Below are 12889 nucleotides of genomic sequence, written 5' to 3'. Positions count from 1 at the left end.
ATCCGCCGCTACATCATCTGGCGAAACAAGCACGCCCAGGACGAACGCCTACGCGAGGTCGTGAACAGGGCGAACGTTGCCTGATGCGGCACTAGGGTGGTTGGATTTTGATCGCTTCATCGACTGATGCGCCTACGGGCATCGCTCCGGACACTCCAGAGCAATGGATCGACTGGCTCTATGCCAAGCTCGGCCGCCGACGGCTGACCTACCGGATCTACGGCGACTACTACGACGGCCAGCAACAGCGCCTGATGTTCAGCCAGGGGCGGCACTTCGACCAGTTCAACCGGGTCTTCGAGACATGGCGGGACAACTTCTGTGGCCTGATCGTGGATTCGGTCAACGAGCGCATGTCCATCGACGGCTTCAGGATGACGGACGAGCCGGACGCCGACAAGGACGCTCGCGACATCTGGCAGCGCAACTTCATGGACGCCGAGTCGAACGCCGCCCACCTGGACGCGATGATCCAGGGTGTCTCTTACGCCGTGGTCTGGGCTGACAAGGACGGCCGGCCCACCATCACGATGGAGTCCGCCGAGAACGTCATCGTGCAGTACGTTCCCGGCAGCCGGCGCCAGCTCGACGCCGCAGCGAAGTTCTACATAGACGACTGGGGCCGGGAATGGGTCACGCTGTGGCTCCCAGACGCGGTGTACACCTTCGCCAAGGGAACCTTCAGCTGGGAGAGCCCCACGAGGTCGCCCAACCCGCTCGGTGTGGTCCCCGTCGTTCCTGTCTCGAACCGCTCACGCCTTCTGCGCGATCCGGTGTCCGATCTGCACGTGGTCATCCCCATCCAGGACGCGATCAACAAGACGGTTGCTGACGCCCTGGTGGCGTCGGAGTACGCGGCATGGCCGCAGCGGTACGTCACCGGCCTGGAGATTGTGGAAGACGACCAGGGCAACCCGATCGAGCCGTTCAAGGTGGCGGTGGACAAGCTTCTCCAGGCCGAGGATCCCAACGCGAAGTTCGGGCAGTTCGAGGCCGCAGACCTTGGCAACTACGTATCGCTGGTCGAGATGCTGGTACAGCACATGGCCTCGATCTCCAGGATCCCGTTCCACTACTTCCTGAACGGCGGCACGGTTCCTTCTGGCGAGTCGATCACCGCTGCCGAAGCGGGTCTGATCGCCAAGACCAGGGAGAGGATGTTGCACTTCGGCGAGGCGTGGGAAGCGGTGATGCGTCTCTGCTTCAAGGTACTTGGAGACCCGCGTTCTGAAGCCTGGGCAGCAGAGACGATCTGGCGTGACCCGGAGAACCGGACCGAGGCACAACACATGGACGCCCTCCTCAAGCTGCAGATGATCGGCGTTCCGAGGGACCAGCTCCTCTCCGATGCGGGATACACCCCGCAACAGCTTGAGCGCTTCAAGCAGATGCGCGAGGACGACGCCAAGTCCGCAATGGAGTTGGCGAAGAAGTACCCGATGCCGATCCAGGATCCGGTTGCAGGCGCCAACCCGGCTGAAGCTTCCCCGACCATCCAGGCTGCTGGCACTGCCTCGCCGGCCGCGCAGAAGGCGGCCAGCAAGCCGCCGCAGGGCAACCACGGAAACCAGGCCCGCAAGAGCGCCTGACAACTGAACAGCTGAACTTCCCGACGGTTCGCGAAATGCGGGCCCTTTCTATTTGGCCGAAATGGTGAATCACATGGACGACCAGAACACCCCTTCCACCGACCCGACTTCGAGCAACTCGACCTCCAGCTCACCGGATGTTGCAGCCCTTCAGGCCGAAGTTGAGAAGTGGAAGTCGCTGAGCCGCAAGAACGAGGGCCGATTCAAGGACGCCTCGGCTGAGCTTGACCAGCTCCGCCAGGCATCCATGAGCGAGGCAGAGAAGGCAATCGAGGCCGCAAAGGCCGAGGCGCGTACTGCCGCGTTTGCCGAGGTCGGCACTCGGCTCGCTGAGGCTGAGCTTCGCGCCCAGGCCGCCTCCGCTGGTGTGGAGCTTCCGTCAGCGGACTTTCTCAACATGACCCGATTCCTCGGATCCGACGGCTCGGTGGATACCACCGCAGTCTCCGCATTCGTGTCGTCCCTTCCCAAGCCAGCCGCTGCCCCTGCCTTCCGCCAGGACATCGGCCTCGGTCGCCAGGGCTCGCCGACTGCTGGCCAGCTCACCCGAGACGACCTTTCCCGTATGACCCCGAGCGAGATCAACGCTGCCCGTAAGGCGGGCAAGCTGGACGCGCTTCTCAGGGGTGAAATCTGATCTACCTGTGAGGTAATGCATGGCTGGTTTTCAGACTAAGGCCGGTACCGGCTACCAGGCCAACTCAGGCAATGTCTTCATCCCCGAGATCTGGACGGCTGAGCTTCTTCAGGATCTCGAAGAGGAACTGGTGCTCGCCTCATCCAAGTTCACCAACCGCCAGTATGAGGGCGAGTTCCGGCGAGAGGGCGATGTCGTCCACATCCCGCACTTCGTCAACGACCAGGTCCAGGACAAGGGCCTTGTTCCGGCGTACGGCACCATCGGCACCGCCGACCACGCGAGCCTCCAGTACATCGACATGCGCGTTGCCAAGGGCTCCAGCTTCAACATCGAGGTGGACGCGCTCCACCAGCTCCAGACCAAGCAGGGCATCGACCTCATGTCGAACCTGATTGCCCAGCGCGCCCGCGCCATGGCCATCAAGCTGGATGAGCTGGTTGCCCTGACCCTCCTCGCCGCTGTGAGCGGCAAGGACCTCAACGGCACCGCCGACCCGAACGCCGCTGTTACCGGCCTGTCTGCCCTGCACGGCCAGATCGACGAGATCACCGACGCCCCAACTGGCGACAACGTCACCAGGGTTGCTGCGAAGAACCCTCTGTCGGTCTACGACTACGTGGTCGCGATGCTGGAGAACCTGGACATCAAGTCCGCCCCTGCGGATCGGTTTTTGTTCATCTCCCCTCGCATGCGCTCCGCCCTGCTGCGTGACCCCAAGTTCATCTCGGCCCAGGTCTACGGTGGAACCCCGGTGATCCCGAACGGTGCCTCCGCCATCGGCACCATCCTGGGTGTTCCGGTCATGGTCGCCAACACCCTTGGCTCGCACACCCGGCCGAACAACCCCTTGATCAAGAAGGGCAACCAGAAGTTCGAGGCCGTGGACCTCTTCATGGGTTCCACCGCCGCGACCAGCGTTGTCATCCCCTTCGCGCAGATGGAGGCGTACAAGCCCCAGCAGTCCTTCACCGACGCGATCAAGTCGCGCGTGATCTACGACGCCAAGGTCATCCGACCCGAGCAGCTGGTGGTTGCTCGAAACGTCGAAGCGGCGCTGGCTGCCCACAACGCCCCTGTCGCCACCGCCCCGGCTGGTAGCTGATCCGATGCTTCTCGCAACCGTTGAGGACGTGGCCGCCCGCCTTGGGCGGCCCATCCTGGACGAGGAGAGGCCGCGGGTGGTGGCGTTCCTGGAGGACGCCAGTGCGCTTGTCGAGGACTACTGCGACCGGGACTTCACCCAACACACGAATGAATCATTCGTTCTTCCCGGGGGCCTGGACCGCCAGTTGGACATTCCGTTCCGCTACACGATCGGCCTGACGGTGACCTCGGTTGCGCTCGATGGCACCGAACTCCCGGCAACCGAGTGGACCTTGGTGGCTCAGACTCTCTGGCGGGATCTCGGATGGGATGGCCTGGCAGTGACCATCACCGGCTCCTGGGGGTACTCCACCGTGCCGGCCACCGTGAGGGCCGCGGTCTGCTCGGAGGTCATCCGCTGGATGTCTATCGCCCCCGGGATCATCTCGGAGAAGACCGGCGACCTGGAGGTTCAGTTTGGGCCGGCTGCCTCGACCCAGGGCCTCTCACCAGCCGCCAGGAGCATGCTCGGCAGGTACCGCCGAACAGTCCGATCCCTCATCCTTCGCCGGACGGACGGGAGGTGGTCCGATGCTCCGTCACTTTACCGACCCGGTTGAGGTCTATCGCGCACCGATGATTGCGGATGCCTACACCAAGCGGCGTGACTGGGGCAACGCGGTCAAGGTCTGGGCCGGCCTGGCGTCCATCCAGCCGGCTCATATCCGTCTGCACCACGGGAAGGCCGAGAGAGAGACCACCCAGGACCGCGTCACCATCTACCTGCCGCTCACGGCCGTCGTGGACTCGATGGATCGGATCAAGGCAGGCGGCATCACGTACGAGGTCGACAACGAGCCAGGGCACTGGCCTCATGGCTCGCTCGCACACATTCTCATCAGAGCAGGAAGGGTGAGGCGCTGATGACCAAGTTCACTCTCCGGATGAACACGGTTTGGGAGGCTGAGGTTCTCCGCTCTCCTGAGGCCCTGAAGCTGGTCGAGTTCCACACCGCTGACATCACCGAGCTGGCCATCAAGAGCGCCCCTCGGTCCAGTGCCACGAAGGACAACTGGAACCAGATCAAGAAGAACATCGAAGGCTGGGTTGAGGACACCCCGTCTGGGTGGACCGGCAACGTCGTCATCGAGCCGGATCCCCGAGTCCGTCACGCCCTGCTCCAAGAGTTCGGCTGGACCGATCGGGCCGGCCGACGCCATCCCGGGAGGCTCTTCCTGAAGGACGCCTTGGAGAAGGCGAGGATCGCGTGAAGGTCGATCCGGTTGGCCTGCTCTGGCAGTACCTCAACTCGCTACCCGACATCCCCGCGAGCTCACCGACCGGCGACCTGGTGGGTCGCCAGGCTGGCGACACCACGATCTACCTCGGCCACTCGGGTGGCTTCCGTATGGTCCGTGACCGCATGGACCGGGCCGATGTCGAGTTCGACGTGTACCACCAGGACCGCGCTCAAGCTGCCAGCCTGGCCTACCTCTGCCGGGAGCACTTCCTTGAAGACCTGCCGGGCAAGGTGCTGGGCAACGCCCAGGTGCTCGATGTGGCTGAGATTTCCTCGCCCCGGTACTACCCCGACGCCACGTCCGTTGAGCACGTCTACGGCGGGGAGATCACGATCTTCTACATCGAGGCCTGAGGCAACCGCGCCATCACCTCCGGGTCAAGCTGGCCCGTCTTCTTGTCCCGTACAGGATCGAAGCCGTACCGCCCATACCAGGCGACGAGCTGACTGAACGCTAGCCCTTCGGGCCCCGGCTCGACGCTCAGCATCAGGGTGATCCCCTCTCGGTCAGCATCTGCCGTGATCTGTCTCAGCAGCGCGCTTGCCAAGCCACGCCCCCGGTACTCCGCCCGAACCGCGATCTCGGTTAGCACTGCTGGCCCCGCGCCGGCCGGGTCGAACAGCAGGCACGCCGAGGACGCGCCCTCACGACCCACATAGGTGTCCTTCACGCCTCGACCCTAATTTTTCTCGCCCCCGCCAGGGGCCTTTTTTGTTCCCCGCTTCGAGGAGTTCCCTATGGCTAATGACGCTCACAAGATCCGCTTCGCCCCTAACGGTGGCCTGTACATGGCCCCGGCACCGGACGGCACTGCCGGTTCCACCGTCCTCCCCGCCGACGTTGGCGACGGCAAGTCCACCCCGAACGGATACCAGTCCTTCGGCTACGTCGATGAGGGCGGCGTGACCATCACCCCGAAGGTCGAGACTGAGCCGGTCAATGCGTGGCAGTCCGCTGTTCCGGTTCTCTACACCGTGAAGGGCGCGAGCTTCCAGATCAAGGCCACCCTGGTTGAGACCAACGCCCTTACCACCCAGCTGTTTTGGGGCGCCTCGTGGGTCGCCCTGAAGGACAGTTCCGGCAGTACGACCGGCACCTACCGACTCGACCTCTCGTCCACTCCTGAGCTTCAAGAAGTCTCCCTGGTTGTGGACTGGAGCCACAAGGGCACCCTGTACCGTGCAGTGATTCCGCGGGCGATGGTCGCCGATCGTGGTGCGATCACGCTTCAGCGCACTGCAGCCCAGAAGTACGAACTCACCATCGATGCGCTGGACTTCAACGGCAACCTCGGCTACGTCCTGACCAACGACACTTCGATCGGCCCCGCAGGCACTGCCCCGGCCGTTCCGTTCACCTCGGCCGTAACCGTGCCGGGCTTCGCCACGAACAACTTCAACACCGGATCGTGGACGGCCCACGTGACCGCCTCGCACCTGACCGGCCCGGCTGCCGTCTCCCTGCTGAACGCCGCTGGTACGGCCTACACCCCGGTGAACACCCTGAACGCGGATGGCTCGCTGGACGTGACCGTGCCGCAGGGCCAGGAGAAGGCCGAGATCAAGGTGACCCACGCTGGCGTCAGTTACTGCTTCGCCGTTGCGGACAACCTGCAGAACGGCACCTCGAAGACCTGCACGATCGTGGCCGGCTAAGCCGTTCACCGTCTTGTCCACCAGGCCGCACCGGTGCCCGCGACGGTGGTTGCCAGTGTGATCAGCCACACGGGAACTCGCTGGATGGTCAAGTGAAGTCCACCGCAGCGCAGTTCGAACTGGGGTTTGTTCCTGTCTTCGTCCTGTGGCGTTCCGAGCCCTGCACCGCTGCCGGCAGCAACGCGTGTAACTACGTGCGCCTGCGCGGGGGTTCGGGCCGCCCTCCGCCTGTCTGGGTTCTGAGCCATGCCGAGACCATACGGCAAAGGCGAAAAAGGCAGCGTAGATCATCCGTGATTTATCTGAGCCTGCCTTGAGCTTGCGCAAAACGCCCCATATCTGGGCTAACCATGCAAATTACCAATGGAGGTCCCCATGCCTGCTGTCAAGACGACCGCTTCCCCGAAGTCCGCTGCCGAGGCGGAGGCCACCGAGGCCCCAAAGACCTTCGAGCACCGGGGCCTGACCTTCGTCATTCCTCACCCGCTGGACATGCCGCTTGAGCTGCTGGAGGCGGCTGACGAGCTGGAGGCCGTCAAGCTGGTCGTCGGCGACGACCTGTGGTCCGCCTACCGGGCCACCCGCCCGACTGTCCGCGACTTCCAGGAGCTGAGTGCCAAGATCAACGAGGCACAGGCCGGTTCGGGAAACTGATCCAAGTCGTCGGTGTCATCCGAGAGCACCCCGAGGAACTCGAAGCCGACCTGATGGAGTTCTTCGGGATTGACCTTCTCGACGTATGGCGCGGACGGCTCTCTCTGCGACGTCTGCACGTCTGCATCAAGTCCCTCATGCACAAGGCTGGCCGTTCGACTCTGCTCGCGGTCATGAATGAATCGACGCAGTGGGGTACCGCTGAACACCTCCTGGCTCGGGTCTCAGACGCCCTGGAACTGGCCAACTACCTCTTCATCAAGGCCAATTCGGACAAGGCCGATGGCCTTGAGCTCCCGAAGCCACTCCCCCGACCAGGCGAGGAGGCGCCTGAACTCGTGGAGCCCGTCGACGACTTCGCTTCCGGTGAGGAGCTGTCCGACTTCTTCTCTCAGATGAGCAACCTTTAGGAGGCCGCATGGCTACGTCTTCACGCGGCCCCATCAAGGTCGGCTCGGGCTACATCGAGATCAACACCGCCTTGAGCCCGGAGTCCGTGACCAAGCTCCGGGCCGAGCTCACGAAGCAGATGGAGAAGGCCGGCACGGAGGCCGGTAAGGCATTCGGCGGAGCAGTTACCGAAGGCATGACCGGTCTCCCGAAGGCCGCCGCTACAGCGGCGAAGAAGGCATCGGATGCGGTCGAGAAGGAAGCCGTCGATACCGAAGAGAGGCTGTCCGCGATCGAGCGGGAGCTGACGAAGACCTACGGCGCCGAGGCTGGCAAGAGGTTCCGCGAGTACCGAAAGCTGGAGCAGGAGAAGCGCGAGCTCCTGGAGCAGACGAGCGCGGCGACCAGGACCGCGATCACACAGACCGTCCGGGTGGAGGAGGATGCTGCCAAGGCGTCTGCCACCCGCTGGGCGAACGCGGAGCGGGAGCGCATCAAGTTCATCCAGCAGCGGGAGCGTGAGGCGGTCGCCGCCGAGCGCGCGCAGGCCAAGGCCGCCGCCCAGGCCGAGCGGGAGATCCGGGCCCAGATTCGGGAAACGCTGCTGGCCCGTCAGTCTGCCCAGCGCACTGCCATCCAGACGCAGATGGCGGAGAACCGGGCCGTCCGTGACGGCCTGGCCGAGCAGCTGGCCACCATGCGCCGGACCATAGCTGACATCAGCTCAGTGCATGCCACTGCGATGTCCGGTATCCGGAAGGGCTGGAAGAGCACGGCTGAGGGTGTCGAGCACTTCGGCACCACGGTGAGCGAGACCGGAAACCTCCTGGCGCACAACGTCATTGCTCCGATGGCCCTCGCAGCCGGCACTGCCGCCACGTTCGGCATCAAGAGCGCTGACGCGATGATCCAGGCCCAGACCGGTCTCAAGGGCATGGGCATTGAGCTCAAGGACATCAACGGTCTGCTGGAGCAGATGACTCAGTACGGTATCCAGACGCCGTACGCGGTGTCCGACATGCTCAAGTACGGAACTCGCTACGCTCGCGCCAACGCAGCCCACAACCACGACTTCAACTCCGACGACCCCGAAACGCGGGCCAAGGGGTCGCGCGAAGTTGCTCAGCGGTCCACCGACATGGTCAAGATGGTTGGTGACTCCGCGGCTTACAGCGGCGTCATGGATCCCACGATGGTTTCTCAGGGCATGTACGCCCTGGAGGTCATCCAGGACATGGGCCGCGTCAACCTCCGCAACATGAAGCAGCTTGAGCGCGCTACCGGCATTCCTGCCGAGCAGCTGGCGACGCTGATGGGCTTCCGTGACCGTCCTTACTCGGCTGGCGAGTTGAAGCAGATGAAGGAGTCGGACAAGAAGCGCGGTGTGGACCGTGACCTTCCGACCACCTACGACGCCTCGGCTCAGATGATGGACTTCATGGCCAACGCCAAGGAGACCGGCGGCATTAACGGCGAACAGCTTATCGACGCTCTTCTGAGGCACTGGAAGGACCCGAAGTCCGGCGTCATGGGCTCGGCTCAGCGCATGGGATCGGCCACCATCTCCGGTCGTATCGAGCAGATGAAGGAGAACGCCGAATACAAGCTCGGGCAGCTCTTCTACAAGAAGGGCAAGGACGGCTCTTACGAGTACTCCGGCCTGGGCGAGTCCATCATGGGCAAGAAGATCCGGGACAAGGATGGGACGCACTTCGAGGGCGGCCTTCTCAACGACGTGCAGGACATCGGCAAGGACGCCTTCCCGACGCTCAAGTCTCTGCTGAAGACCTCCATCGACTCCCTGACCAAGTTCGTCGGGTGGATCAAGGACATCACGGAGTTCCTGAAGGCGCATCCCACCATCAAGGACGCCGTCCTGAAGTTCGCACAGCTCTCTGCCGCGCTTGCTCCGCTCCTCCTGGCGGTGGGCGCCGGAGCGAAGATCCTCGGCAAGACGATGAAGCTCCTGGACACTGCCGTTGGTACTCCTGCCAAGGTGGCCGGCCGCACTGTTCGAGGCGCTACCCGAGGTGTCCGTCAGGTTGGTGCTGGCGCCGTCTCGGCAGTCAGCGGGAACGGCTTCCTCCAGGGCTACCGGAACACCAGGACCCGCCTCCGCGGCGGGGATGACCGGGGGCCGATCCGGCGGACGACGGACCGCGCTCGGGGCCGAAACTCCCAGCTCGACGCGCTGAAAGAGCAGATCAAGGAAATGGAGGACCGGATCCGTCAGGCCGACCGCCGGGCGGATGAACTTCGGGAGTCTCTGCGTGAGGTCAACTCGGTCAACCTGACCCACCTGGTCAACGAGCTGGCGGGCGCCGCTGGTGGCCGCAGTGTCGCCTCTGCCGCTCAGGAGGCCCACACCGAGATACGCCAGGCCCAGACTCAGGCTCATGAGCTGGAGCACTCGAACCTCAACCACCTTCAGGCCGAGTTCAACACGAGCCGGGAGCGGGCCATCTCGCTGGAGACGGCAGTCAAGCAGGCCCACCAGGCCGTGACTGCTCTGGACAAGCGGAGCCTCAACGCCCTTCAGGGCGAGTTCCGTTCACTCGAAACGGCTGCCATCGCTCTGCACGAGAAGATCGGCCAGGGAACGGGATCAACCTCCGTGGCGGGTCGGGTTGGCCTTCTCAACGGCCGCTCGCTGAGCGGCTTGAAGGAAGAGTTCAACCGCGTCCACAGCGCAGCGGGAGACCTGTTCGAACGCATCGGCCAGGGCACCGGGGCGACCTCGGTAGCCGGCCGGGTGGGTCTGCTGAACGGCCGTACGCTCAGCGGGCTGAAGGAAGAGTTCAGCAAGGTCCACAGTGCCGCCAACGACGTGTACGAGAAGGTTGGCCAGGGCACCGGCAGCACATCTCTGGCCGGTCGGGTGGGCCTGCTCAACAACAGGTCCCTGGGCGAGGTCACGGAGCGGGTGAACCATCTCGGTGACGCCCTTGCCACTGCGGCCGTGAAAGCCAAGCTGCTGGATGAGTCGATCGAGCGCGTGAGCCAGAGGGCCCCTGGTGGGCACTTCACTCCCAGTCCCTCCAAGCCGAGGACCAAGCTGGCCACAGGTGGTGTTCTCCCCGGTTATGCGCCGGGTGTGGACACGATCCCGGCGATCCTCTCGCCGGGTGAGGCGGTTCTGCGTCCGGAGGTGACAGCGGCTCTCGGGCCGGACTTGATCAACCACTGGAACGCGATGGCCCAGCGGGGGTACATCTCCCGGTTCGCCTCGGGCGGCATCGCGGGCCGGCTCAACCTCGGCGAGATCAAGGACCTCATCAGGCTCCAGGACATCGCTCCGCTGGGGAGTGCAGCTCTGAAGCTCATGGCGTTTGACGCCTCGTCGGACGAGCTCGGCGGCGACACTCGGCGGGGGATGCTGAGCGCGGGCACGAGCACCGGACGGTGGATCGGCTCCGGAGTGGCCGACCGCTTCAAGGACATGTTCGACTTCACCACGAAGGACTCGTGGGAGTTCCTGAAGCGGGTTCCTACCGTCGTCGGCCAGGCCGCCGGGATCGTCGGCGGATCGCTCTCTCCAATCCTCGGAGGGTACTTCTGGGATGACGTCTGGAAGGGCGACGGGAACATTGTCGAGCGAGGAGACAGATTCCTCGGCGACACCTTCTCCATGAAGACGCTGACCGGCCTCGGCTCGAACCTCTTCGGCGGGATCTGGGACTCCTTGAAGGCGATCTTCAACGGTGCCAAGGAGCTGATCACCGACCCGGGCGGCGCCTTGACCGATGCCCTCAGCTCCATCTACGACATCGCTCGTGCGGAGATCGACCAGGCCGTAGACATGGTGAGCACGGTCAAGGACATCTACGACGCGCCGTTCGACTACGCGGACCAGGTGATCGAGGATGTCCTGTCCACGGCGAAGGACGCCATGCCGAACACCAAGGGACTCTTCGACTTCTCGAAGGGTGAGCAAGTCAGCTCGCAGAAGCCGGACTTCAGTAGCCTGCTCGGCGGGCCAGCTCCGACCGGCGATGCCGTCACCCGCTGGACGCCTACCGCGCAGCGAGTCCTCGGCGAGCTGGACCTGAGCCAGGGATACACCAACGTGGTCCTCCACCGCATCGATGTGGAGTCCGGCGGCGATCCGATGGCAATCAACAATTGGGACAGCAACGCGAAGGCGGGCACGCCGTCCAAGGGTCTGGTGCAGGTCATCGACCCGACGTTCGACGCGTATGCCGGACCGTACCGAAGCCTCGGCATCTGGAATCCGCTGGCAAACGTCTACGCCGGCATGAACTACGCCATCCACCGTTACGGGCCCAACTGGGCAAAGGTGCTCGCGGGTAACTCCGGCTACTGGATGGGAACCCTTTCAGCCTCTCCGGGCCTCCGCCTGGTCGGAGAGAACGGGCCTGAGCTGGTGGCTTTCCGGGGCGGTGAGCGGGTGTACGACAACCGCGACACTGAGGCGATGCTCGGCGCCGGCAAGAAGTACGAGATTCACATTCACGAAGCGAAGTCCGAGAACACCACTCAGGCAACACTGCGAGCACTCCAGTACATGGAGGCGATGTACGGAATCTAATCGAGTAGGAGTGCGCTTATGCCAATTCCCGCGATAAAGGGCGCGCCCCCTACCCCGGAGCCGCCGCCTTCCCGGCCGGCCCCACCCCAGCGGGTTCATTGGGAACACACCTATGTGTCGATCACCGGAAGCAACGGTGAGGGGGAGGAAATCCCCCTCACCGGCTTCACCGGCTCCGAGTGGCCAAGCATCTTCATGCAAGCTGGGGCTACCGGCCTCGACACGCCCCCATTCGAGCTGCACTCTGACGACTCCCCGAATCTCGACGGAGGGATGTTCCGGGGAGCCCGTGCCGTTCAACGCGAGATCATGATTCCGGTCTACATCTACGGCGTTGACCGGAAGTCGCTGCTCGACCTCAAACGCAAGCTGGTGTCCGCGATCAACCCGAAGCGCGGCTACTGCAGGCTGAAATTCGTGGAGTCCGATGGCCAGGCTCGGTACCTCAACGCCTATTACAAGGGTGGCATGGAAGGGAACGAGAGCGAGGATCAGGCCGGTTTCCGATGGATGAAATACGGCATCCAGCTGACCGCCTTCGACCCCTGGTTCTTCTCCGATGACATGCAGGTAGCAGAGTGGAAGTTCGGCACCGGATCACCCTTCCTGGGAACGACTTCCTTCCTCCCCATCACCATCAGCGAGGGTCTCGCCTCACAGATGGATCTACCGGTCTACAACCCCGGCGATGTCGAGGCATGGCCGATCTGGGAAATCAGGGGCCCGGTGCAGTCGTTCAGCGTCGCTAACGACGGGTCCCCGCGGAAGTCCTTCGGGATCGCAGCTCACTCCGGTGGCGGCGATGTGGTTCCGGCCGGCCGAACCCTCACCATCGATACCCGCCCCGGCGTCAAGACCGTGAAGGACGACCTCGGAATGAATTATTACTCGCAGCTCGATGCGAGTCCGGAGCTCTGGTGCGTGCCGCCTGGTCGCTCTCTTACTCACATCAACCTACTGGCCGGCAGCGGTACCGCCTCGGTCCGTCTGACGCTTCAGCCACGCTACGACAGTTACTAACACGGGGG

At 63.9% G+C, this 12889-nt stretch carries 13 protein-coding genes and 1 pseudogene; 13 read left to right on the top strand and 1 reads right to left on the bottom strand.

From position 1 onward, the window contains the following. From ACZ5ON_RS33850 to ACZ5ON_RS33815, 8 genes and pseudogenes are all read left to right on the top strand, one after another. Positions 1 to 84: pseudogene (locus ACZ5ON_RS33850) on the top strand (transposase); the annotation flags it as partial. 23 nt (positions 85 to 107) lie between these two features. Continuing rightward, a complete protein-coding gene (locus ACZ5ON_RS33845) occupies positions 108 to 1589 on the top strand; it encodes a phage portal protein (protein WP_465600834.1) in 1482 nt (493 codons plus the stop codon). A gap of 73 nt (positions 1590 to 1662) precedes the next feature. Continuing rightward, positions 1663 to 2226: a hypothetical protein gene (locus tag ACZ5ON_RS33840; protein WP_465600831.1), complete on the top strand. Its 564-nt coding sequence runs from the start codon at positions 1663 to 1665 to the stop codon at positions 2224 to 2226. A 19-nt stretch (positions 2227 to 2245) separates the two neighbouring features. Next, positions 2246 to 3331 carry a hypothetical protein gene (locus ACZ5ON_RS33835; RefSeq protein ID WP_465600829.1) on the top strand — a complete coding sequence of 362 codons (1086 nt, stop codon included), beginning with the start codon at positions 2246 to 2248 and terminating at the stop codon, positions 3329 to 3331. Positions 3332 to 3335: 4 nt separating this feature from the next. Further along, the gene (locus ACZ5ON_RS33830; protein ID WP_465600827.1) at positions 3336 to 3932 is read left to right on the top strand and encodes a hypothetical protein; all 597 of its coding nucleotides are present in this window, start codon (positions 3336 to 3338) and stop codon (positions 3930 to 3932) included. After that, positions 3904 to 4236, top strand: coding sequence for a hypothetical protein (locus tag ACZ5ON_RS33825; protein WP_465600825.1), 333 nt, complete (start codon positions 3904 to 3906; stop codon positions 4234 to 4236). Before ACZ5ON_RS33830 ends, ACZ5ON_RS33825 begins: the two co-directional genes overlap by 29 nt. Then, complete coding sequence (locus ACZ5ON_RS33820; RefSeq protein WP_465600823.1) at positions 4236 to 4583, top strand: hypothetical protein; 348 nt, start codon at positions 4236 to 4238, stop codon at positions 4581 to 4583. The genes ACZ5ON_RS33825 and ACZ5ON_RS33820 overlap by 1 nt, the downstream gene beginning before the upstream one ends. Further along, positions 4580 to 4966 (top strand): hypothetical protein, encoded by a 387-nt coding sequence (locus ACZ5ON_RS33815; protein WP_465600820.1) that lies wholly within the window; start codon positions 4580 to 4582, stop codon positions 4964 to 4966. The genes ACZ5ON_RS33820 and ACZ5ON_RS33815 overlap by 4 nt, the downstream gene beginning before the upstream one ends. On the opposite strand, the gene ACZ5ON_RS33810 is transcribed toward ACZ5ON_RS33815, so the two are convergent. Continuing rightward, positions 4951 to 5283 carry a GNAT family N-acetyltransferase gene (locus ACZ5ON_RS33810; RefSeq protein ID WP_465600818.1) on the bottom strand — a complete coding sequence of 111 codons (333 nt, stop codon included), beginning with the start codon at positions 5281 to 5283 and terminating at the stop codon, positions 4951 to 4953. The two genes, ACZ5ON_RS33815 and ACZ5ON_RS33810, sit on opposite strands and share 16 nt — an antisense overlap. A 67-nt stretch (positions 5284 to 5350) precedes the next feature. On the opposite strand from ACZ5ON_RS33810, the gene ACZ5ON_RS33805 reads away from it, so the two are divergent. From ACZ5ON_RS33805 to ACZ5ON_RS33785, 5 genes are all read left to right on the top strand, one after another. Continuing rightward, positions 5351 to 6268: a phage tail tube protein gene (locus ACZ5ON_RS33805; RefSeq protein ID WP_465600815.1), complete on the top strand. Its 918-nt coding sequence runs from the start codon at positions 5351 to 5353 to the stop codon at positions 6266 to 6268. Between the two features lie 375 nt (positions 6269 to 6643). Beyond that, entirely contained in the window at positions 6644 to 6922 is a 279-nt protein-coding gene (locus tag ACZ5ON_RS33800) for a hypothetical protein (RefSeq protein WP_465600812.1), read from the top strand. 53 nt (positions 6923 to 6975) lie between these two features. Continuing rightward, positions 6976 to 7332, top strand: coding sequence for a hypothetical protein (locus ACZ5ON_RS33795; RefSeq protein ID WP_465600809.1), 357 nt, complete (start codon positions 6976 to 6978; stop codon positions 7330 to 7332). A gap of 8 nt (positions 7333 to 7340) precedes the next feature. Then, positions 7341 to 11861, top strand: coding sequence for a hypothetical protein (locus tag ACZ5ON_RS33790; protein WP_465600807.1), 4521 nt, complete (start codon positions 7341 to 7343; stop codon positions 11859 to 11861). Positions 11862 to 11975: 114 nt separating this feature from the next. Further along, positions 11976 to 12881 carry a phage tail family protein gene (locus ACZ5ON_RS33785; protein ID WP_465600804.1) on the top strand — a complete coding sequence of 302 codons (906 nt, stop codon included), beginning with the start codon at positions 11976 to 11978 and terminating at the stop codon, positions 12879 to 12881. The last annotated feature ends 8 nt before the right edge of the window (positions 12882 to 12889 follow it).

It is taken from the genome of Kitasatospora sp. NPDC032150, from assembly GCF_055579945.1.
The sequence above is the reverse complement of the archived record's forward strand: the minus strand, read 5'-3'. Positions and strand labels throughout refer to the sequence as shown.